This is a genomic window from Streptosporangium sp. NPDC049248 (genome assembly GCF_040678965.1).
GTDB classification, from domain to species: domain Bacteria; phylum Actinomycetota; class Actinomycetes; order Streptosporangiales; family Streptosporangiaceae; genus Streptosporangium; species Streptosporangium fukuiense.
On sequence record NZ_JBFAQY010000001.1, the window covers coordinates 711,953 to 732,979 of the forward strand.

13 protein-coding genes are annotated in these 21,027 nt (G+C 71.9%); 11 read left to right on the forward strand and 2 right to left on the reverse strand.

Annotated features, from left to right (window positions below; all coding sequences use genetic code 11):
- Positions 1–7 precede the first annotated feature (7 nt).
- From AB0K21_RS03255 to AB0K21_RS03280, 6 genes are all read left to right on the forward strand, one after another.
- Entirely contained in the window at positions 8–2,224 is a 2,217-nt protein-coding gene (locus tag AB0K21_RS03255; RefSeq protein WP_343979106.1) for an acyl-CoA dehydrogenase, read from the forward strand.
- 57 nt (positions 2,225–2,281) lie between these two features.
- The gene (locus AB0K21_RS03260) at positions 2,282–3,910 is read left to right on the forward strand and encodes a hypothetical protein (protein WP_364147405.1); all 1,629 of its coding nucleotides are present in this window, start codon (positions 2,282–2,284) and stop codon (positions 3,908–3,910) included.
- Positions 3,911–4,312: 402 nt separating this feature from the next.
- Complete coding sequence (locus AB0K21_RS03265) at positions 4,313–5,632, forward strand: glycosyltransferase family 4 protein (protein ID WP_343973679.1); 1,320 nt, start codon at positions 4,313–4,315, stop codon at positions 5,630–5,632.
- Positions 5,629–9,801 (forward strand): alpha-(1->3)-arabinofuranosyltransferase family protein, encoded by a 4,173-nt coding sequence (locus tag AB0K21_RS03270; protein WP_343973676.1) that lies wholly within the window; start codon positions 5,629–5,631, stop codon positions 9,799–9,801. The genes AB0K21_RS03265 and AB0K21_RS03270 overlap by 4 nt, the downstream gene beginning before the upstream one ends.
- A complete protein-coding gene (locus tag AB0K21_RS03275; protein WP_343973673.1) occupies positions 9,798–10,886 on the forward strand; it encodes a DUF3068 domain-containing protein in 1,089 nt (362 codons plus the stop codon). Before AB0K21_RS03270 ends, AB0K21_RS03275 begins: the two co-directional genes overlap by 4 nt.
- Positions 10,883–12,724, forward strand: a complete 1,842-nt coding sequence (locus AB0K21_RS03280) for a hypothetical protein (protein ID WP_364147410.1) — start codon at positions 10,883–10,885, stop codon at positions 12,722–12,724. The genes AB0K21_RS03275 and AB0K21_RS03280 overlap by 4 nt, the downstream gene beginning before the upstream one ends.
- On the opposite strand, the gene AB0K21_RS03285 is transcribed toward AB0K21_RS03280, so the two are convergent.
- Complete coding sequence (locus AB0K21_RS03285; RefSeq protein ID WP_343973667.1) at positions 12,705–13,448, reverse strand: class I SAM-dependent methyltransferase; 744 nt, start codon at positions 13,446–13,448, stop codon at positions 12,705–12,707. The two genes, AB0K21_RS03280 and AB0K21_RS03285, sit on opposite strands and share 20 nt — an antisense overlap.
- A gap of 121 nt (positions 13,449–13,569) precedes the next feature.
- On the opposite strand from AB0K21_RS03285, the gene AB0K21_RS03290 reads away from it, so the two are divergent.
- Positions 13,570–15,453 carry a hypothetical protein gene (locus tag AB0K21_RS03290; RefSeq protein ID WP_343973664.1) on the forward strand — a complete coding sequence of 628 codons (1,884 nt, stop codon included), beginning with the start codon at positions 13,570–13,572 and terminating at the stop codon, positions 15,451–15,453.
- Positions 15,454–15,455: 2 nt separating this feature from the next.
- On the opposite strand, the gene AB0K21_RS03295 is transcribed toward AB0K21_RS03290, so the two are convergent.
- Entirely contained in the window at positions 15,456–16,634 is a 1,179-nt protein-coding gene (locus tag AB0K21_RS03295; RefSeq protein ID WP_343973661.1) for an acyltransferase, read from the reverse strand.
- Between the two features lie 202 nt (positions 16,635–16,836).
- Between AB0K21_RS03295 and AB0K21_RS03300 the strand changes: the two genes are divergently transcribed.
- The 4 genes from AB0K21_RS03300 to AB0K21_RS03315 are packed head-to-tail and all read left to right on the forward strand — an operon-like array spanning position 16,837 to position 20,931.
- Positions 16,837–17,754: a DUF3068 domain-containing protein gene (locus AB0K21_RS03300; RefSeq protein ID WP_343973658.1), complete on the forward strand. Its 918-nt coding sequence runs from the start codon at positions 16,837–16,839 to the stop codon at positions 17,752–17,754.
- Positions 17,755–17,806: 52 nt separating this feature from the next.
- The gene (locus tag AB0K21_RS03305) at positions 17,807–18,772 is read left to right on the forward strand and encodes a decaprenyl-phosphate phosphoribosyltransferase (RefSeq protein WP_343973655.1); all 966 of its coding nucleotides are present in this window, start codon (positions 17,807–17,809) and stop codon (positions 18,770–18,772) included.
- Positions 18,773–18,821: 49 nt separating this feature from the next.
- Positions 18,822–20,147, forward strand: a complete 1,326-nt coding sequence (locus AB0K21_RS03310) for an FAD-binding oxidoreductase (protein WP_343973652.1) — start codon at positions 18,822–18,824, stop codon at positions 20,145–20,147.
- 37 nt (positions 20,148–20,184) lie between these two features.
- Positions 20,185–20,931 carry an SDR family NAD(P)-dependent oxidoreductase gene (locus tag AB0K21_RS03315; RefSeq protein WP_364147416.1) on the forward strand — a complete coding sequence of 249 codons (747 nt, stop codon included), beginning with the start codon at positions 20,185–20,187 and terminating at the stop codon, positions 20,929–20,931.
- Positions 20,932–21,027: the final 96 nt, after the last annotated feature.

Here is a 21,027-nt window from a genome sequence, read left to right on the forward strand (position 1 = left end):
GGCTGTCATGGCGATCGGATTGAGCGAGGAGCACGAGGCGCTCCGGGAATCGGTGACCGGGTGGGCGGAGCGCAACATCCCGTCCGAGGTCGTGCGTGCCGCCATCGCGGCCGAGGGCGAGGAGCGCCCCGGCTTCTGGCCGGGACTGGCCGACCAGGGCCTGCTCGGCCTGCACATCCCAGAGGAGCACGGCGGCAGCGGCTACGGCCTGCTGGAGACCGCCGTCGCCGTTGAGGCCCTCGGCGAGCGCGTCGCGCCCGGACCCTACGTTCCCACGGTGCTCGCCAGTGCCGCGATCCTCGCCTCCGACGGCAAGGCGCACGGCGAGCTGCTGCCCGGCCTCGCCGACGGCACGCTGACCGGTGCGGTCGCGCCGTTCTCCTCGATCACCGCCACCCGCGGCGAGGACGGCGCCCTGACGATCGGCGGCACCGTGGATCTGGTGCTGGGCGGCGCGCTGGCCGACATCCTGGTGCTCCCGGTGAGCACCGACCGCGGCGAGGAGTGGGTCGCGGTGGACGCCTCCGCGGCGACCGTGACGCCGGTCGACTCGCTCGACCTGACCCGGGGCGTGGCCAAGGTCGAGCTGGACGCGGTCACCGTACCGGCCGGTCGGGTTCTCGACGGGCTGCAGGCCTCCGAGGTCCACAACCTGGCGGTGATCCTGCTCGGGGCCGAGGCCGCCGGCGTCGCCTCGTGGTGCGTGACCGCCGCCGCGGAGTACGCCAAGGTCCGCGTGCAGTTCGGCCGTCCGATCGGGCAGTTCCAGGGGGTCAAGCACAAGGCGGCCCGGATGCTCGTCGCCCTGGAGCAGGCCCGCGCGACGGTGTGGGACGCCGCCCGCGCCGCGGACGGAGGCGACGTCTCGGCGGACGAGCTGGCCTACGCCACCGCGATCGCGGGTGTGGTCGCCCCCGACGCGGCCGTGCTCTGCGCCAAGGACGCCGTGCAGATCTTCGGCGGCATCGGCTACACCTACGAGCACGACGCCCACCTGTACTACCGGCGCGCGCTGACCCTGCGCGCCCTGCTCGGCTCCTCGGCGGAGTGGGCCGAGGTGGTCGCCGAGCTGGCGCTGAACGGCGTGAGCAGGGAGCTGGAGATCGAGCTGCCCGAGGAGGCCGCCGAGCTGCGCGAGAGCATCCGGGGCGAGGTCGCCGCCTTCGCCGCGCTGGAGGGCAAGGAGCAGAAGCGGGCGCTGGCCAAGGCCGGCTACGTCATGCCGCACCTGCCCAGGCCGTGGGGCCGCGACGCCAAGCCGCTGGAGCAGGTGCTCATCTTCCAGGAGCTCAAGGCGGCCAGGGTCAAGCTGCCTCAGATGATCATCGGTGCCTGGGTGGTGCCGTCGATCGCCGCGTACGGCACCCCCGAGCAGCAGGAGCGTTTCCTGCCGCCCACGCTGAGCGGCGAGATGATCTGGTGCCAGCTCTTCTCCGAGCCCGGCGCCGGCTCCGACCTCGCGTCCCTGCAGATGAAGGCCGAGAAGGTCGAGGGCGGCTGGCGGCTCAACGGCCAGAAGATCTGGACCTCGGTGGCGCACGTCGCCGAGTGGGGCATCTGCATCGCCCGCAACTCCTCGGAGGGGTCCAAGCACGAGGGCATCACCTACTTCATCGTCGACATGAAGGCCCAGGGCGTCACGGTCAGGCCGCTCACCGAGATGACCGGCGAGAACCTGTTCAACGAGGTCTTCCTGGACGACGTGTTCGTCCCGGACGAGCTGGTCGTCGGCGAGGTGGGCCAGGGCTGGAAGGTCGCCAGGAACACCCTGTCCAACGAGCGGGTCTCGCTCTCGGGTGGCTCGGGCGGCACCGGCGCGTCCGTTCCCGACCTGCTCGGCCTGGCCGGGCGCCTCGGCCGGGAGTTGACCGTCGCCGAGCGCCAGGAGCTGGCGCGGGTCGTCTGCGAGGGGCACTCGATCGCCGCCCTCGGCCTGCGGGTGACCCTGAAGCAGCTGACCGGCGCCGAGCCCGGTGCCGACGCCTCGGTCCGCAAGCTCCTGTCCACCTCGCATGCCCAGCACGTCTCGGAGTGCGCGGTCTCGCTGCTCGGCCCCTCGGCCGTCGTCGCCGCCGACATGAAGCTCGGCGACGCCGGTTACTGGAACCGCGCCGTGCTCGCCACCCGCGCCATGACGATCTACGGCGGCACCACCGAGGTGCAGCTCAACATCATCGGCGAGCGCATGCTCGGCCTGCCCCGCGATCCCGAGCCGGGTAAGTAGTCCACAGCTCCGGATATATGCACGTATATCCGGAGCAAGCACATAAAGTCGGTCAGCATGGGCGGCGAGTGGGGCGAGACGGCGAAGCGGTTCGCGCCCGCCCTGCTCGGCCTGCTGTTCGGGCTGCTCGCGCTCTGGCCCGCGCTGGGACCGGGGTTCGTGCTCAGGTACGACATGGTGTTCGTGCCCGACCCGCCGCCGGTGCTGCCCGGGGAGGGGTTTCCCCGGGCGGTGCCCAGTGACCTGGTGGTCGCGCTCCTGTCCCGGGTCGTCCCCGAACAGGTGGTCCAGAAGGTCGTCCTGCTGGGTGTCTTCGTGCTGGCCGCGTCCGGCGCGGCCGCGCTGGCGCCCTCCCGGAGGCTGGGGCCCCGCCTGGCGGCGGCGGCCTTCTACAGCTGGAACGCCTACCTCGCCCAGCGGCTCCTGCTCGGCCAGTGGGCACTGCTGCTGGGGGTCGCCGGACTGCCCTGGGCGGTGCGCGCGGTGGTGCTCGGCGGGCGGTCGCGGCTGGTCGCCGCGCTGCTCCCGGCGGCGGTGGGCGGATTCCAGGCGATGCTGGTCGCCGCGCCCGCCCTGCTCGCGACGGCGGCGACGGCGCCGGTGAGAGTACCGGCGACGGCCGCCGGCGGGGCCGCGACGCCCGCCGGGAGGGTGCGGGTCCGGCGGGTGCTGGAGGTCGCGCTGGTCATGGCGGTGCTGAGCCTGCCCTGGCTGGTGCCCGCGCTGAGCAGCCGGGCCGCGACCGATCCGGCCGGGGCCTGGGCGTTCGCGGCCAGGGCCGACGGCCCACTGGGTACGGTCGGCAGCCTGCTCTCGCTCGGCGGGATCTGGAACGCCCATGCCGTCCTGCCCGGCCAGGAGACCTGGTGGTCGGCGATCGTACGGCTGCTGCTCGCCGCGGTCGCCGTCTGGGGGTTCGCCCGCCTGCCGGGCTCGCCGGCGCGTCACGGTGCCGGGGCGGTTGGGCCGCCCCGGGCTGGGCTTGCGGTGGCGGCGGTGGCCGGGCTCGCGGTGGCGCTGACGGGGGCCTTCGCCCCCGGCATGCTGGGCGGCCTGATCGGCTGGTGGCCCGGGTTCGGGCCGCTCCGCGACGGGCAGCTGTACCTCGCCCCGTTCGTCCTGCTGCAGGCGGTGGGCCTGGCCGCGGTCGTCGCGCGCTGGAACTCGCGAGCCGTCACGGCCGTCGCGGTGGCCGTCCCGGTCCTGGTCCTGCCCACCTTCGCCCTCGGCGCGTTCGGCAGGCTGTCGGCGGTGGACTACCCGGACGAGTGGCGAGAGGTCCAGGCGATCGTGAACGCCGACCCCGCGCCGGGGGCGTTGCTCTCGCTGCCGTGGGGGGCGCACCGGGCGTTCGGCTGGAACGACGACCGGGTGATCCTCGATCCCGCGACCAAGATGTTCCGGCGCCGGGTGCTCTGGAACGACGCGCTGCTGGTGGGGTTGCCCGGCGGAGGCAGACTGCGGGTCGCGGCGGAGGATCCGGCTTCCGCCGGGGTGGAGGCGGCGCTGGGTGTCGAGCCGGGTGGGCGGATAGCGGCACTATCAGGACTGAATGTCCGTTATGTTCTTATTCATGGGAGCGACAACCCGTTCCAGATCCCGGGGGGCGATGACTCGCTCCACGGGGCCACGACCGTCTTCCGCGGGCCCGAACTCCGGTTGCTGCGCCTTGACGCACCTTCCTGAGCTGGGCGTATCCCCAGACCTCCGCACTACCCGTTGGTAACTTTATTTGTCACATTTTCCCCAAAGCTATGGCTTATGAGATGAATCACGTTCTACTCTCGGCACACTGTCCGAATTCTGGAGGGAGAGCTCAGTGTTACGAGTGATCGCAGCCTTGGCCGTTGGCACGGTGCTTGCGGTGGGTGCCTCCGTGGCAGTGGTGAACGTGGCCGCCCCCACACCGGAGCCGCCCAACCGGCCCCTGTACAACTACGGCGACAGGTGATCCGAGGGGCCGGACAAGGGCCCCTCGGACGCGGTCTTTCCCCAGCCGCTCAGGCTGAACACCAATGGCAGTACGGAGCGTGGCTCCGCCATGCCCCGAGCCGGGCGCGCGTCGCCGTAGAGGATCGAGGAGACAGTGTGGCCGACACCGTGGCCTTTTCCGGCGGGAACGTGAACGCCGGACCCCGTCTGTTCAACCCATCGTGGCCCAACCTGAGCATGGAGGTCACCGAGACCCCCGAGACGTCCCTGCGCGGGGTCCGGGTGGCGGTGCTGAACTTTCGCGAGCCACAGCAGTCGGCGGCCGGCGGCGCCGAGGAGTACGCCTGGCAGGTCAGCCGCTACCTGATCGCCCAGGGAGCCCTGGTCCACTTCGTGACCGGCCGTGAGCCCGGCCAGGCCAGAGCCGAACGGCGCAACGACGTCGAGCTGCGCAGGATGGGCAACCGCTACCTCGTCTACCTGCTCGTGCCGCTCTGGCTGCTGCTGCACCGCCGCCGCTTCGACGTGGTCATCGACTCGATGAACGGCATCCCGTTCTTCTCCCCCCTCGTGGTACGGCGCCGCACCACGGTGATCTGCCTGGTGCATCACGTGCACGACCGGCAGTTCCACGCATTCCTGCCCTCCTGGCTGGCCAGGATCGGCTGCTTCATCGAGGGGCCGGTGGCCCGGCTGCTCTACCGCCGCCGCACCACGATCACGGTCTCCGAGTCCTCCAGGACGGACCTCCGCGCCAGGCTGCGCTGGCTGGCCCCGATCCAGGTCGTCCCCAACGGCAGCCCGGCGGCCCGCTCGGTCACGCGGCATCCCCTGCCCGGCGACCCCGCCGTGGTGTACCTGGGCCGGTTGGTCGGTCACAAGCGGGTCGACCGCGTCGTCGGCCTGGCGGCCGAGCTGGCCGAGAGCCGTCCGGGGCTGCGGGTACACGTGGTGGGCCGCGGACCTGAGTCCGACGCCCTCGCGGCGGTGGCGGCCAAGCTCGGCGTCGCCGACCGCGTGCACCTGCACGGGTTCCTCAGCGAGCCGGGCAAGAACGCGGTGCTCGGCTCGGCCCTGCTGAACGTGACCGCCTCGGAGTTCGAGGGCTGGGGTCTCACCGTGATCGAGGCGGCCGCCTTCGGCGTGCCCACGGTCGCCTACGACGTGGCCGGGCTGCGTGACTCGATCAAGGACGGGGTGACCGGCTGGCTGGTCCGGGACGGCGAGACGCTCGCGGACGCGGTGGACCGGGCGATCGGGGAGCTGGCCGACCCCGTGCGGCGCGCGGCGATCCAGCAGGCCTGCCGGACCTGGGCGGGCGAGTTCACCTGGGGAAGAACTGGCGCTACTATAACCAGACTTATCGCCACAGAGCTCGCCGTAGCCGCCCGCCGACAGCAGCCCGTGAGCGCGGTGAGCTCGCCGGTCAGGACCCCCGACCTCCATCTCGCCATGGGTGAGACCGACCCCATTTGAGCACCGCATTGACCCCTGACAGCACGGACACCGGGCCCGCCCGGCTTCGACACCGGCTGCACCTGCTGGCCGGCTGCCTCCTGCTCGGGGCCATCGCGTTCAACACCTCGCCCGGCCAGGTCATCTCCGAGACCAAGCTCGACATGGCGCTCAACCCCCTCGGCTTCCTCGCCCGGGCGATGCACCTGTGGGACGGCGCGTTCTTCGGTCACCTGCAGAACCAGGCGCACGGCTACCTGTTCCCGATGGGCCCGTTCTACGCGCTCTTCGAGGCGCTGGACATGCCCCCCTGGAACATCCAGCGCCTGTGGATGACCCTGGTCCTGTGCGCCGCGTTCGTCGGCGTCGAGCGGGTGGCCCGTGCGATGGACATCGGCACCCCCGTCACCCGCGTACTGGCCGGGCTCGCCTACGCCCTGGCGCCGCACGCCGTCACGCTGATCGGGGTCAACTCCTCGGAGTTCCAGCCGAGCGCGGTGCTGCCCTGGATCCTGCTGCCGCTCGTGCACGGTGCCGGGCAGCGGGCGAGCCCGCGCAGGGCGGCGGCCCTGTCGGCGCTGGCCCTCCTGTTCGCCGGCGGGATCAACGCGGTGGCCGTGCTCGCCGTGCTCGTCGTGCCGCTGCTGTACCTGCTGACCCGTGAGCGAGGACCCCGCAGGAGGCACCTGCTGCTGTGGTGGCTGGGCTGTGTGGGCGCGGTGTCGATGTGGTGGCTGCTGCCCCTGCTGGTGATGGGCCGCTACATCTTCTCCTTCCTGCCCTTCATCGAGACCGCCGACGCCACCACGTACGTCACCTCGCTGATCAACGTCCTGCGCGGCACCTCGGGCTGGATCGCGTTCCTGCCGGTCGACGGGGCGGCGTTCCTGCCCGCGGCGTTCGAGCAGGCGACCGGACCCGTGATGATCGCGCTGACCGCGCTGGTCGCCGGGCTCGGCCTGGCCGGGATCGCCGCCCGCTCCACCCCGGAGCGGGGATTCCTCGCGATCAGCCTGCTGGCCGGGGTCGTGATCGTCTCCGCCGGCCACGCCGACGTGCTCGCCCACCCGTGGACCGAGCAGGTGAGGGCGCTGCTGGACGGTCCCCTCGCCCCTTTCCGCAACCTGCACAAGTTCGACGCGCTACTGCGGCTCCCGCTCGCCCTCGGCCTGGCCGCCCTGCCACTGGCCGGTCCCGCGCGGCTGCGCAGACCCGTCCTCGCGGCGTCCGCGGTCCTCGTCGCACTCGGCGCGCTGCCCGTCGCCACCGCGGGCGTCACCCCGACCGGCGCGTTCGAGGATGTGCCGTCCTACTGGCGGGACGCCGCGACCTGGCTGAACCGGAACACCGGGGACGGCATGGTGCTGGCCGCCCCCGGGTCGCGCCGGGGCGAGTACCTGTGGGGCCGTCCGATGGACGAGCCCATGCAGTCGCTGCTGACCGTGCGCTGGGCCACCCACACCAACGTCCCCTGGGGGTCGCCGGGACTGGCCAGGCTGGTCCAGGCGGTGGACGAGCGCTTCGCCACCGGCAGGGGCTCACCGGGACTCACCTCGGCGCTGCGCCGGATGGGGGTCACCTACCTGCTCGTCCGCAACGACCTGGCCAGGGAGAGCCTGGGCACCGCCTGGCCCGCGCGAGTACACGAGACCATCACCGAGTCCACCGGCCTGGAACGGGTCGCCGCCTTCGGCCCGGAGCTCGGCACCAGGGCCAGCACGACGGCCGCGGGCTGGTTCGAGCAGCCCTACCAGGCGCTGGAGGTCTACGCGGTCCCCGACCCCGCGCCGCTCGTCGCCACGGTGCCCCGCGAGGGGACCCTCAGGGTGACCGGGGCCCCGGAGGCGGCGCTGGCCCTCGCCGAGGAGGGCCTGCTCGACGATGACCGGCCCATGCTGGTCGGCGACGAGCCGGGCGCGGGCGCGACGTCCCCCGAGCACACCGTGATGACCGACACGCTGCGCCGCCGCGAGATCGTCTTCGGTGACCTGCGCCGGATCGGCACCGCCACGCTCACCGAGGACCAGCCGCTGGAACGCGGCAGGGAGAGCGACCTCACCGACCCCGCCTGGACCGCCGCCACCGCGACCGCCCGCTACTCCAGCGTCCTCGACGTGCGTGCCTCCTCCGCCGAGTCGCAGATCGGGGCCGCCGACCGGCGCGACCCCGGACGGCAGCCGTACGCGGCGTTCGACGCCGACCCGCGCACCGGATGGCGCTCCGACGGCTGGGGTGGAGCCGTCGGGGAGTGGCTGGAGGTACGCCTCGTCGAGCCCGTCGACATGCCGAGGATCACCGTCGCGTTCGAGAGGGGGAGGCTCGGGCCCGCCGTGGCGGAGGTCGCCCTGGAGACCGACGCGGGAACGCGCCTGGTGCCGGTCGCGGACTCGGCGGACCCGCAGCTGCTGAACCCGCCGGCCGGCAAGACCTCCCGATTGCGGATCCGGGTCACCAAGCTGGCCTCGGAGCCCGCGTCGCGGGTCGGCACCCGGGTCGGCATCACCGAGGTCGCGATTCCCGGTGTGCGGGCGACGCGCAGCATCGTCGTTCCCGCCGACGGCGAGCGGGATCCCGGCACGGTGCTGCTGACCCGCCAGGGGACCGCGTCGCCGTGCATGCACGGCTCGGCGACCTGGACCTGCTCGCCGTCCCTGGAGATCACCGGCGAGGACGGCTCCGGCTTCGACCGCACCTTCACGGTCCGGGACGCCGGGGAACGCGCCGTCACCGGCAGGACGGTGCTCACCGACCCCGCCTCGGCTCAGCTGCTCACCACCATCCCAGGCGTCTACCCCCAGGTGAGCGCCTCCTCCACGCTGGTCGACCACCCGGCCGTGCTCGGCCGCGCGGCCATGGACGGCGACCTGGACACGGCCTGGTACGCCCAGACCGGCGACCGCCGTCCGACGCTGACCGTCAAGCTCGGTAAGAAGATCACGATCTCGCAGATCATGGTCCTCTTCCCGGACTCGTTCCTGGGGCAGCCGCCGATCAAGGTGAGCGTGCGCGGCGGCGGCCGTACCGCGCAGGGCTGGGTCGGCCCCGACGGGCGCGTCTCCTTCGCACCGATCCGCGCCGATCGCCTGGAGATCGGCTTCATCGCCCCGGCGTCCCGGACGGTCGAGGTATCGGAGATCACCATTCCGGGGGTGAAACCGATCGGCTCCCTGGCGTCCTTCCCGCTCAGGCTGCCCTGCGGCTACGGTCCCACGCTCACCGTGAACGGCAACCCGGCGGCCACGGAGATCGTCGGGGGCACGCTGGACGACGTGGTCAACGGCCGCCCGCTCGGCTACCGGACCTGCGAGCCGGTCGAGCTGGGCGCGGGGGAGGCGCGGATCAGCGCGTCCCCCAGCGACGCCTTCAGGATCGAGTCGATGGTGGTGCGGGCGTCCGGCGACGGTACCCGGAGCGCGGTCGCGGCCACGCCCGCCACCGCGCGGGTGTGGGGGCAGGGGGAGCGTCAGGTCCAGGTCTCCACCACGGTCCCCTCCTACCTGGTGGTCAACGAGAACCACAACGTCGGCTGGCAGGCGTCCCTCGACGGCAGGCAGCTGAAGCCGGTCAGGCTGGACGGCTGGCGGCAGGCGTGGGAGCTGCCTGCCGGCCAGGGTGTCGTGACCATGCGCTACGAGCCCGACTTCACCTACCGCACGGCGCTGGCCGGCGGCTGGACGCTGGTGCTGCTGGTGGTGGCGCTGGCGCTCATCCGTCCCGCCCGGCCGGCCCGGTCGCCGGGGACGGGGCCCGCCGCGATCCGGGCGCTCTGGGTCTGGCCGTTCGTCCCGCTCCTCGGTCTGTGGGCCGGAGGCTTCGCGGGCGCCGCGATCGTCACCGGGGCGGCGGTCCTGTTCGCCTGGCTGGGGGCGATGGCCCAGGCCAGGCACGCCCGGCTCGGCGTGCTCCCCGGCCTGGCGGGCGTGGTGGCCACCCCCTGGGCGTCGGCCGTGCCGCTCGGCCTGGCCGGTCTCGCGCTCGCCGCCGGCACCTTCTACGGCGGGGTCGACGCGACCGAGGCGTTCACCGGGCCGCTGACCGGTGTGGTGCCGCAGGTGCTCTGTCTGCTGGCGCTCGCCTGGCTGACGGCCGCGCTTCCCGATCACGCCCCGGCCGCGTCGCCCGCTCCGCCGCGCCGCACGGCGGCCCGCAGGCCCGAACCCGAGTCCGAATCGGTGGTGGTGGGCCGGTGACCCAGGCCAGGATCCCACGGACGGTGTTCGTGGGCGCGGGCGCCTTCCTGCTCACGCTCGCCGCCCTGTTCCGCTTCTACGTCTACGAGAGCGTGCTGGTCCTGCCGCTGGAGCAGGGCAGGACCTACCGGATGGTCGCGCAGGACGCCGACTACTTCGACACGGGCACGCTGACCGCGCACACCGGCGTCCCGCTGGTGTCCACCACGACGTTGAGCGGGGACGCGGGAGCCGGGAACGCCAACGTGGCGGTGTGGGTGGAGTTCACCTCGCTGACGACCGCCGCCGGGAACAGGATCGACTACCACGAGCGCCGGACCGCCTTCGACCGCCGTACCGGGATGGCCGTCGACTGCTGCGAGAGCTATGTCGACGAGGACCCCGAAGCCCGGCAGTCGGGCCTGGCCTTCCGCCTGCCGTTCCGCGCCGAGCCGCGCTCGTACCCGATGTACGACACGACGCTCCGGTTGGCCGTTCCGCTCCACTACGAGCGCCAGGAGCAGATCAACGGTCTGCGGACCTACCGTTACACCTACACGGCCGGCCCGGTGAAGATCGAGGACTTCCCCCAGCAGTTCCCGGGAAAGGTGCTGGGGCTGCCCGCCTGGCGGGCCATCGGCGTCTCCCGCTACGCCCAGGTGACCCGCACGCTCTGGGTCGAACCGGAGAGCGGCCTGACCGTGAAGGTGGAGGAACGACACCGCCAGGGACTGCGCACCCCCGACAACATCGAGCGCAGGGAGAGTCTCAGGGCCGACCTGGTGATGTCCGAGGAGGACGTCGAGGTCAGGGTCTCCGATGTCCGCGCCTTCACCCGCTGGGTCCTCGTCGTCCGCGACCTGCTGCCCGCCGTCTTCCTCGCCGCCGGACTCCTGCTGGGGCTTTGGGGCCTGCGTCGCCGCAGACCTCCCCGGGCTCCGGAGCCTGCCGGTGCCGGTCCGGGGCCGGCCGAGCTCGCCGAGCCCGCTCAGTCCGCCGGCGTCGTCATGGAACGGGTGTGGCCTCCCAAGCCCGTCGGCGTCGTCATGGAGCGGGTGTGGCCTCCCAGTGCCGCCGGTGCCGGATCGGAGCGTGAGCGCGGATGAGCGGCGGCCAGGTGGAGGTGGAGCTGCGGCTGCCCGGCTGGACGCGAAGTCCGTTCACCCGGCGGCACGGGCTCACGGTCGCGGCGCTGCTTCTGCTGCTCGCCGGGCTCGTGGTCAAGGGGTGGCTGCTCAGCCGTTCCCACTTCGCCGAGGACGACATCGTCTTCGTCGGCAGGGCGCTGGCCGAACCCTTCGGCCGGGACCACCTGTTCCGGGTGCACATCGGCCATCTGATGCCGGGCGCCCTCGCCCTGGTCCGGGCTTTGACGGCGATCTCCGCCTACGACTGGGGCCTGGTCTCGATCGTGATCATGGCGCTGTACGCGGGCGCGGCCGTGGCGCTCTACCGGTTGCTGCGCCTGCTCTGCGGCGCCAGGCCGCTCATCCTCGTCCCGTTCACCCTCTTCCTGTTCGCGCCCGCCAACTTCCAGGCCGGCACCTGGTTCGCGGCGGCGCTCAACATCCTGCCGCTGCAGATCGCCATGATCATGGCGATCCGCTCCCAGCTGCTGCTGATCCGTACCGGCCGCGCCGGGCACGCGTTCACCGGGATCGCCTGGACGTGCGCCGGGCTGCTCTTCTTCGAGAAGGCGCTGCTCATCCCGCCGGTGCTGCTGCTGTTCACGGTGCTGCTGCTGGCCCGCGAGCACGGCCTGGCCGGGGCGGTGCGCAGGCACTGGGGACTCTGGCTCGCCTACCTGGTGGTGGGCGGCGCCTATCTGGCCGGGTACCTGCTGGCCTCGGGGCGGAGCGGCGGGCGGGGGTTCGCGCTCCCCGAGTTCTACACGGCCGTGGAGTACCTCGGGGACTTCCTCGGGGGCACGGTGCCGACGCTGCTCGTGGGCGGCCCGCTGAGCTGGGGGGCGGAGACCACGGCGGGTCCCCTGGTCGCCCACCGGGCCGTCGAGGTCATCGTGGCCTGGCTGGTCCTGGCGATCGTCGTCGTGAGCACCTGCCGCAGGCGCCCCGAGGCGGCCGGTGCCTGGGCGCTGGCCGCGGGCTACCTGCTGGTCGCGGACGCACTGCTGATCATGTTCAGCCGGTCGGGGTCGGCGCAGCACGCCTTCGAGAGCCGCTACATCGCCGACGCGACGCCGGTGCTCGCCGTCTGCCTGGCCCTGGTCCTGATGCCGTGGCGGAAAGCCGGGCCCCCGGGGCAGGACTCGCCAGGGAACGGCGCGGTCTCGCCGTTCGTTCTTCCCGCCGCGTGCGCCTACGTGGCGCTCACCCTGGTGTCGGCCGCGGGATTCGCCCAGGGGCTGCCGGGCGAGCGCAACCGCGCCTACTTCGACGCGGCCCGCGCGGACCTGGCCGGGCTCGACCCCCAGACGGGTGTCTACCCCGCGCTGATACCCGACAGGATGCTCTTCCCCTGGCAGGCCGTCGAGGACCGGCTGACCTCCCGGGCGCTCAGCCCGCTCGCCGAAGGCGCTCTCGGTGAGCGGATCAGGTACCCGGGTGTGGCTCATCGTGCGATGACCTTCGACGATCGCGGCCATCTGGTGCCCGCCGCGGTCTTCGGAGCCCAGATGACCGCCGGGGACGGCGGCTGCCTGCCGGTGAGCGACCGCACCGCCGTCGCCGATCTGCCCGACGGGCGCGCGGGGAACATCCTCCGCATCGACTACCGGGTGCCGAGGGACACGCGCGCCACGGTGTTCAGGGGCGGGTGGCGGACCGAGGTCCCGCTCAGGGCCGACCGGGACCGGGTCTACCTACCGGCCGGGGTCGCCTCGGGGCCGGTACGGATATCGGTCCAGGACGGCGGGACCTGCCTGCGCGCGGTGGTGCTCGGCATGGCGGTGCCGGAGGGGGTGCTCAGTGGCGGCGCAGGATGAGCAGCAGGTTCCAGCTCACGATCTCGCGCAGCCCGGGAACGCGGATCACCGGGGTCGCCCAGCGCGGGTGGTAGCGGGGCAGGGCGTCCAGGACCGTGGCGTCCGGCTGCCGTCTCGCCCAGCGCAGCGCCGCGCCGATCGAGACCGGGTAGAGGCTCTCGCCGTAGCGGTTCTTGGGCGGCTTACCGTACCTGCGGGTGTAGCGTTCGGCGGCGCGGTGGCCGCCGAGATAGTGCCAGGGCGAGGTCTCGTGGCCGCCCCAGGGCGAGAGCCAGTTGGTGAAGGACAGATAGATCACGCCACCGGGACGGGTCACCCTGACCATCTCGTCGGCCATCCGCCACGGTTCCGGCACATGCTCCAGCACGTTGGAGGAGAAGCAGACGTCCACCGAGCCGGTCGCCAGCGGCAGGTCGAGCGCGCTGCCCAGCACGGCGCCCTCCGGAGCGGCGCCCTGGCGGGCCATCATCTCGCCCGCGTCGCAGTCCACGCAGACCGGCCGGGCGCCCACGGAGCGCAGCACGTCCGTGAAGTAGCCGGGGCCGCCGCCGACGTCCGCGACGAGCGCGCCGTCCAGTTCGGTGTAGGAGGCGAGCTGGGCCACCGTGTCCCTGGCCAGCATGCCGTAGAAGAAGTCCGGGTCGCTCTGCTCCTTGCGGAAACCGCTGAGCAGGGCGACAGACCGGCCCAGGGTGGCACGGAACGATGCCGGGTGGGTCTCCAACGCTGCTCCTCTACGGAGTAGAACAAACCAGGTGGGGCGGAGCATAACACCGCATCGCCAGCGAACTTTTCACGATCGTAGGGTGTTCCGCCGGAACACGGGGATCAGCAGGGGAGGGCCAGTGGAGGCCACGGAGACAGAACGGCCGGAGCGGCCGGAGCCACCGGCGCTGCGGATCGTGCTGCCCGGCTGGCTGGCGGCCCTCCGCAGCCCGGTGCTGCTCGGCGCCGCCCTGCTCATCGTGGCATCGCTGGTGCTGCGGCTGCTGATCCTGCGTGACTCCTACTTCGTCGAGGACGACCTGCTCTTCGTCGGCGACGCCTACCGGAGCGACCTCACCCTCGACTTCGTGACCCGGGTGCACAAGGGCCACTTCATGCCCGGCGCCCTCGCGCTGACCTGGGTGCTCTCGCGCATCGCGCCCTACGACTGGCTGCTGGTGGCCGGGGTCACGTTCGTCGCGCAGGCGCTGTTCAGCGTGCTGGCGCTCCGGCTGCTGCGGAACCTGTTCGGCACCCGGCCGGCGATCCTGCCGCTGCTGATCCTGATCCTGTTCTCCCCGCTGGCGATCCCGGCGTTCGGCTGGTGGGCGGCCGCCATCAACGCGGTCCCGCTCCAGCTCGTCCTCGTCCTCGCGCTGACCGACCAGCTCCGCTTCAGCCGGGGCGAGGGCGGCCGGTACGGCTGGCGTGCGCTGGCGTGGTGCGGGGTCGGGATGGCCTTCAGTACCAAGGGGGTCTTCGTCACGTTCCTGCTCTTCGCCCTGACCACGGCCTTTCTGCGAGAGAGGGAGACGGGCTGGATCGCCTCGGCGTTCGGCGAGGTACGGCGGCACTGGCGGCTCTGGTCGGCGCACGTGCTGGCGCTCGCCGCCTATACGGTCCTCTACCTCGCCAGGAGGGGCACCGCGCCGGGAGAGGGCGCGTCGATGCCCGATCCCGACGTGACCACCGAACTGCTCTCGCTCCTGCTGGGCCGGACGTTCCCCAGCGGGGCGATCGGTGGCCCGATCGACTGGTCGCCGACCGCGGTCGGCGGTCTGGCCGAGCCCTCCGACGCCCTCGTCATCGGCTCCTGGGTGATCCTGGCGACCCTGCTGGTGGTCACCGTCCTCCACCGGCGCCGCGCACTGCGGGCCTGGATCGTCCTGGCCGGCTACCTGCTGCTCGCCGACGCCGTCCCCACGGTGATCGCCCGGGGCAGCTACACGTCACTGGTGGGCCTGGAGACCCGTTACGTCGCCGACGCCGTCGTGATCCTGGCGATCTGTCTGGGGCTCGCCCTGCTGCCGGTCGAGGGGGAGAGCGGTGCCTACCGGCGCGCGCTGCCCGCACCGTCCTCGCTCTCCCTGGTCGCGGGATTGACCTCGGGCGCCTACCTCATCCTGTCGATGGTCTCGATCGGGGCCTATCGGGACACCCTCACCGGCGACCGGGTCCGGGCCTACCTGGAAACGGCGAGGGAACAGCTCGCCGCGGCGCCGGAGAACGTGGTGATCTATCCGACCCCGCTCCCCGACGACATCGTGCTGCCGGTGAACGGTGAACGGCGGCTCAGCAGCCACCTGCTCGCTCCGCTGGCCCGCCCGGCCATACGGGTCAGGATGACGCATCCGGAACCGTCCGAGGAGGCGCGGGTCTTCGACAAGGACGGCAAGCTGGTGCCGATGAGCGTCTTCGGCTTCTTCGCCGCCCGGGGCGAGGGCGAGCGGTGCATGCCGACCCTGGACGGCACCGCGTTCTTCCCCGACGCGATCTCCTTCGGGGGGAAGGCCACCGCGGGCGCGCTGGCCTACATCTCCGATCGGCCGGTCTCGGTGACCGTGGAGGTCGGTGAGGAACGGATCGTGCTCAGCCTGAAGGAGACCTCGGGCGGGCTCGTCCACTTCCCGGTGACCGGGGTGAGCAGGGGCATGAACATCGTGATGAACGACCCGACGGCCCCGCTCTGCCTGACCGGTGTCGCCCTCGGGGCCCCGGTCCCCCAGGGCGGGCAGCCCTCCTAGCCCTAGGGGCGCCGCTCCGATCCCTCGGCCGGTTCTGGGCGGAGGGGCGGGCGCATGAGGCGGTTGAGGCGCTGGGCGGGCTGTTCCACGAACCGGTAGGTCAGGGTGGCCATCACGAGCGTCATGACGGTGACGGGCACCAGGTTGCCCAGGAAGTTGCCGGAGAACTGCTGCTGCTCGGTGAAGCCGTACCACAGGTAGATGGCCACGAACTGCCAGAGGAAGACGCCGTAGGAGATGCGGCCGAGGAAGCTCATCACCGGGTTGGCGAGCAGGACCTTCACCGGTGAGTCGCCCGGCGGCGGCAGTGTGGCCGGGACGAGCAGGCACAGGGCCACGATCGCGTAGAGGGTCAGCTCGAACAGGCCCGACCAGACGCCGTCGATGCCGAGGAAGCGGGTTCCGGTCACGGGGGAGGCGGCGACGGCGTACGCCAGGGCGGCGACCAGCCACCACGAGCCGGGGGAGGCCCACACCGCCCGTTCGAAACGCCGGGCGGGGGAGTCGGCGTCCGGGGTGGCGCGTATCCAGGCCAGCACCACGGCCAGCGCCATCCCCACCGCGAAGAAGATCATCGAGCGGGGCGGCCAGCTGTTCAGGAAGGGACGGTACTCCGGGTAGTAGGTCAGCAGCGTCCAGACGTAGGAGAGCGCGATCAGCGCGCCCAGGCCCGCCAGCAGCCGCCGGGCCCGCCGGTGCACGTCCGCTCCGCCGCGCCGGGCGAAGGCGGCCAGGCCCGCCGCGAGCAGGGGGAGCAGGACGTAGAAGGCCACCTCGACCGAGAGGCTCCACATCTGGGCCAGGCCCTTGGGCCCCAGGCCGAACCACCAGGCCTCGGTGACGTAGTTCTGGTTGAGGGTCAGCAGCGTCAGCCAGCTCCAGGCGTCGGAGGTGTGGTCGCGTGACCAGATGAACATGGCCACCACGACCACCAGCCAGTAGGCGGGCAGGATGCGCACCGCCCGCTTCCACAGGTAGGCGAGGGTGTGGACGGCGGGGGTCCGGCACAGCAGCGCGGCCGCGTAGGGCCGGTAGAGCAGCAGTCCGGAGAGCGCGAAGAAGATCGGCACCGCCACGTCGCCGCGGGAGAGCAGCGCGCCGGTGAAACCCTCGCGGAGCGCGGCACCGGACTCGCTCGCGACGTGGAAGACGAGCACCGCGAGCGAGGCGACGGCGCGCACGCCGTCCAGAGTGTCCAGATGACCGACTATTTTGGATGGAGCCTGCGGAGAGAGCCGTTCCGATCTAGAACTTGTTTCGGTCACTTTTCCGCATCCCCCGGTGACGTCGATCACTCCCTGCACCTAACATACTGGTCAGTAGCCTTGTCAATCCACATATTTCCCCCCAAACCCCCCATGCTGTAATCCCCCAGGAGGGTAGATGCGTCGGGTCGTCGGAGTAATCCTGTTAGCCGTCGGGGCGTTCCTCATCGTGCTCGCGCCGCTGGTGCGTTTCCAGATCGGCGGCAGCCTGATCGCGGCCCCGGCCGCCCAGTACGGGATCAGTAAGCTGGAGGCCACCGGCGCACAGTACTTCAGCGCCAAGGACCTCAAGGTGATGACCGGCGACCTCGCCATCACCGTCACCACCCGTGGGGATGTGTCCCAGTCCCAGGGCGACCGGGTCGTCTGGGACGAGTTCACCGCGGTCAACGACGCGACGAACGGTAACCCGGGTATCTCGCTCGGCGAGCGGCGCAGCGCTTTCAACAAGTACACCGGCGAGGGCATCAACTGCTGCGCGGTGAACATCGACAAGAAGCCCAGCAAGCTCGAAGGCCAGATCTACAAGTTCCCCTTCGACGTCGAGAAGAAGACCTACAAGGTCTTCAACTCCACCGCGGGCATGGCCTTCGACGCCACGTTCGTCGGCGAGGAGGACGTCAACGGCCTGCCGGCGTACAAGTTCGAGCAGGTGGCTCCGGAGACGAAGACCGAGACCCGCACCGTCCCCGCCTCGATCATGGGCGTGACGGACGTGACCGGCGACGTCCAGGTGGACCGGTTCTACGAGGGCAAGAACACCTACTGGATCGAGCCGGTCACCGGCTCGCCGGTCAAGCAGGAGCAGCAGCGCAACGACGTGCTGAGGACCCAGGACGGCGCCCACAGCATCATCGCCTTCGCGGCGACGGCCAAGATGACCCCGCAGACCGTCGACGAGCTGGTGCGCAACGCCACCGAGGGCAAGAGCCAGATCACCCTGCTCAAGGTGACGATCCCGGTGATCCTGCTGCTGGTGGGCCTCGCCCTGCTGGTCACCGGATTCCTCCTGGTCCGCAGGACCGGCCGGGGCTGACGATCGGAATGCGGTGAGCTCCGGCGACCGGATCCTGGCGAGTAAGGATCCGGTGAACGAGAAAGCGCCTGCCACGTGGCCGTCGGCGAATCCGCCGGCGGCCGCTCTGGCCGCGCCGGAGCCCACCTCCCCCGGCGCTCCGGAAGCGGGCGCCCGGCGCTTCTCGCCCGTCGCCCTCGTCCGGGCCTGCCGCCCGCGCCAGTGGCTGAAGAACGCCCTGGTGTTCGCGGCCCCGGCGGCGGCCGGCGTACTGGGGACCGTCCAGGGCCTGCTCGGCGCGCTGATCGCCTTCTTGGCGTTCTGCCTGGCCGCCGGCGGCACCTACCTGCTCAACGACGCCGCCGACGTCGAGGCCGACCGCCGCCACCCGCGCAAGCGCCACCGCCCCATCGCCGCCGGTCTGGTCTCGGTACGGCTCGCATGGACCGTCGGAGTCCTGCTCGTCGTGCTCGCCCCGGTGTTCGCCGCGCTGTCGGGTGACTGGCGGCTGCCGGCCGTGGTCGTCGGATACCTGGTGCTGACCTTCGCCTACACCTACTGGCTGAAGCACGAGGTGGTGGTGGACCTGGTCGCGGTCGCGGGCTGCCACGTGATCCGCGCCTTCGCCGGGGCGGTCGCCGTGGACGTGCCGGTGACGAGCTGGTTCCTTGTGGTGATCTCGCTCGGCTCGCTCCAGCTCGTGGCGGGCAAGCGGGAGGCCGAGCTGCGCGCCGCCGGCGGCGGCAACTCCACCCGCGCCATCCTGGCCGCCTACACTCCCGGCTATCTGTCCGGCGTCCGGCTGATGTCGTCAGGCGCCATGATCGTGACCTACTGCCTGTGGGCGCTCAACGACCACCCCGGCCCGTTCTACGGGATCAGCATCGTGCCCTTCCTGCTCATCGTGCTGCGGCACAATCTGCTGGTGGACCGGGGCGTGGGGGAGGAGCCCGAGGAACTCGCCCTGCGCGACCGGCCCACGCAGGTGTTCGTCGCGCTCCTGCTCGTCTCGCTCGCCTTCGGGATCTACCTGCCTTGACCTCCTGCCCGGGGCCGAGGCCCGAGTTCTGCACGCTCAAGGAGGTTCGATGACCTTCCTGACCGGCTGGGGCCGTACCGCGCCGACCCCCGCGCGGCTGGCCAGGCCCCACTCCGCCGAGGAGGTCGCCGAGCTGGTACGGCGGGCACCGGGCCGGGGCGTCGCGGTCCGGGGACTCGGCCGTTCCTACGGCGACGCCGCGCAGAACTCCGGCGGCCTGGTCCTCGACTGCACCGCGCTGACCTCGTGGTCCCTGGACGGGACGACCGGCCTGGTCACCGCCGCCGGCGGGCTGAGCCTGCACGATCTGATGACCGCCCTGGTGCCCCTGGGCTGGTTCGTCCCGGTCACCCCGGGCACCAGGTACGTGACGGTCGGCGGGGCCGTGGCGGCCGACGTGCACGGCAAGAACCACCACGCCGACTCCTCCTTCGGCGCCCACCTGCGCTCCCTCACCCTCGTCACGGCCGACGGCGTCGGCCGTACGCTGGCACCGGGCGACGACCTGTTCTGGGCCACGGTCGGCGGGATGGGGCTCACCGGTGTGATCACCGAGGCGGTGTTCCAGTGCCTGCCGATCGAGACCTCCCGGGTACGGGTGGACGTGACGCGCACCCGGGACCTGGACCACACGCTGGAGACGATGGCGGCCACCGATCACCGTTACCGCTACACGGTCGCCTGGATCGACCTGCTCGCCGCGGGCGCCCGGATGGGCCGCAGCGTGCTCACCAGGGGAGACCACGCGACCCGCGACGAGCTGCCGCGCGGCGCCGACCCGCTGGCGTTCGCTCCCGGTTCCGTGGTGAGGGCCCCCGCCTGGGCGCCGAACGGGCTGCTCAACCAGGTGACCGTACGGGCCTTCAACGAGGCCTGGTACCGGAAGTCGCGCCCCGGCACCGGTCTCATCCAGGGGCTCGCGCCGTTCTTCCACCCGCTGGACTCGGTGGACGGCTGGAACCGGGTCTACGGCTCGCACGGCTTCGTCCAGTACCAGTTCCTGGTGCCGTTCGGCGAGGAGGCGACGCTGCGGCGGATCGTCTCGCGGCTGTCGGCTCTCGGGGTGGTCTCCTTCCTCACGGTGCTCAAGCGGTTCGGGCCCGGCACGCCGGGGATGCTGTCGTTCCCGGCTCCCGGCTGGACGCTCGCCCTGGACATCCCCGCCGGCCGGCGAGGGCTGGCCGGGCTGCTGCGCGAGTTCGACGGCTGGGTGGCCGGGGCGGGCGGGCGGATCTACCTGGCCAAGGACTCGCGGATGTCGGCCGAGACGATGGCCGCGATGTACCCCCGGCTGGCGGAGTGGCGGGCGGTCCGTGACGAGGTGGATCCGGGCGGGGTGTTCCGCTCGGACCTGGCGAGAAGACTCTCCCTGTGAGAACCGGTTCCGGGACGCCGATGAGGAGGTTGGTCGGATGAAGAACGCCCTGGGCACGGTGGACACCGTGCTGCTGCTGGGCGGGCGCAGCGAGATCGGGCTGGCGATCGTCGAGCGGCTGGTCCGCGACGGTGCCCGCCAGGTCGTGCTCGCCGCCCGTGACGCCACCGCCGGACCGCCCCCGGTGATCGGGGCCGCCGAGGTGCACCTGCTGGACTTCGACGCCTCCCGGCCCGAGACGCACGGCGAGGTGATCGAGGCCGCCGCGAAGCTGGTCGGCGACCTGGACGTGGTCATCCCCGCCTTCGGCGTGCTGGGCAGCCAGCGGACCTACGACGCCGATCCGGTGGCCGCCGCCGAGGCGGTCGCGGTCAACTACGGCGGGCACGTGTCCGCCGGGCTCTTCGCCGCGCGGCGGCTGCGCGAGCAGGGCCACGGCACGCTGGTGGTGCTCTCCTCGGTGGCCGGGGTACGGGTGCGCCGGGCCAACTTCGTGTACGGCTCGGCCAAGGCGGGCCTGGACGGGTTCGCGCAGGGGCTGGGCGACGCCCTGCACGGATCGGGTGCCCGGGTGATGGTGGTCCGGCCTGGTTTCGTGATCGGCAGGATGACCGAGGGGATGTCTCCCGCGCCGATGTCGTCCACTCCGGGCCAGGTCGCCGACGCGGTGATCGCCGGGTTGCGCGTCGACGCCGAGGTCGTCTGGGTTCCCGGCAGGCTGCGGGTGTTCTTCGCGGTGATGCGCGTGCTGCCGCGCGCGATCTGGCGCCGAATGCCTCGGTGAAACAGGTTCTCGTTGTGCTTTCCCGGCATTGTTTTGGTTTCCTAACAATACCGACGAAACATTCTAGACTAGAACACGTTGCAGTTTGTTGGGGGC

Excerpts from the sequence above, each read along its gene's own strand:
- AB0K21_RS03255 (WP_343979106.1), top strand. The coding sequence starts at position 8 with ATGGCGATCGGATTGAGCGAGGAGCACGAGGCGCTCCGGGAATCGGTG.
- AB0K21_RS03260 (WP_364147405.1), top strand. The coding sequence starts at position 2,282 with ATGGGCGGCGAGTGGGGCGAGACGGCGAAGCGGTTCGCGCCCGCCCTG.
- AB0K21_RS03280 (WP_364147410.1), top strand. The coding sequence starts at position 10,883 with ATGAGCGGCGGCCAGGTGGAGGTGGAGCTGCGGCTGCCCGGCTGGACG.
- AB0K21_RS03300 (WP_343973658.1), top strand. The coding sequence starts at position 16,837 with ATGCGTCGGGTCGTCGGAGTAATCCTGTTAGCCGTCGGGGCGTTCCTC.
- AB0K21_RS03310 (WP_343973652.1), top strand. The coding sequence starts at position 18,822 with ATGACCTTCCTGACCGGCTGGGGCCGTACCGCGCCGACCCCCGCGCGG.
- AB0K21_RS03315 (WP_364147416.1), top strand. The coding sequence starts at position 20,185 with ATGAAGAACGCCCTGGGCACGGTGGACACCGTGCTGCTGCTGGGCGGG.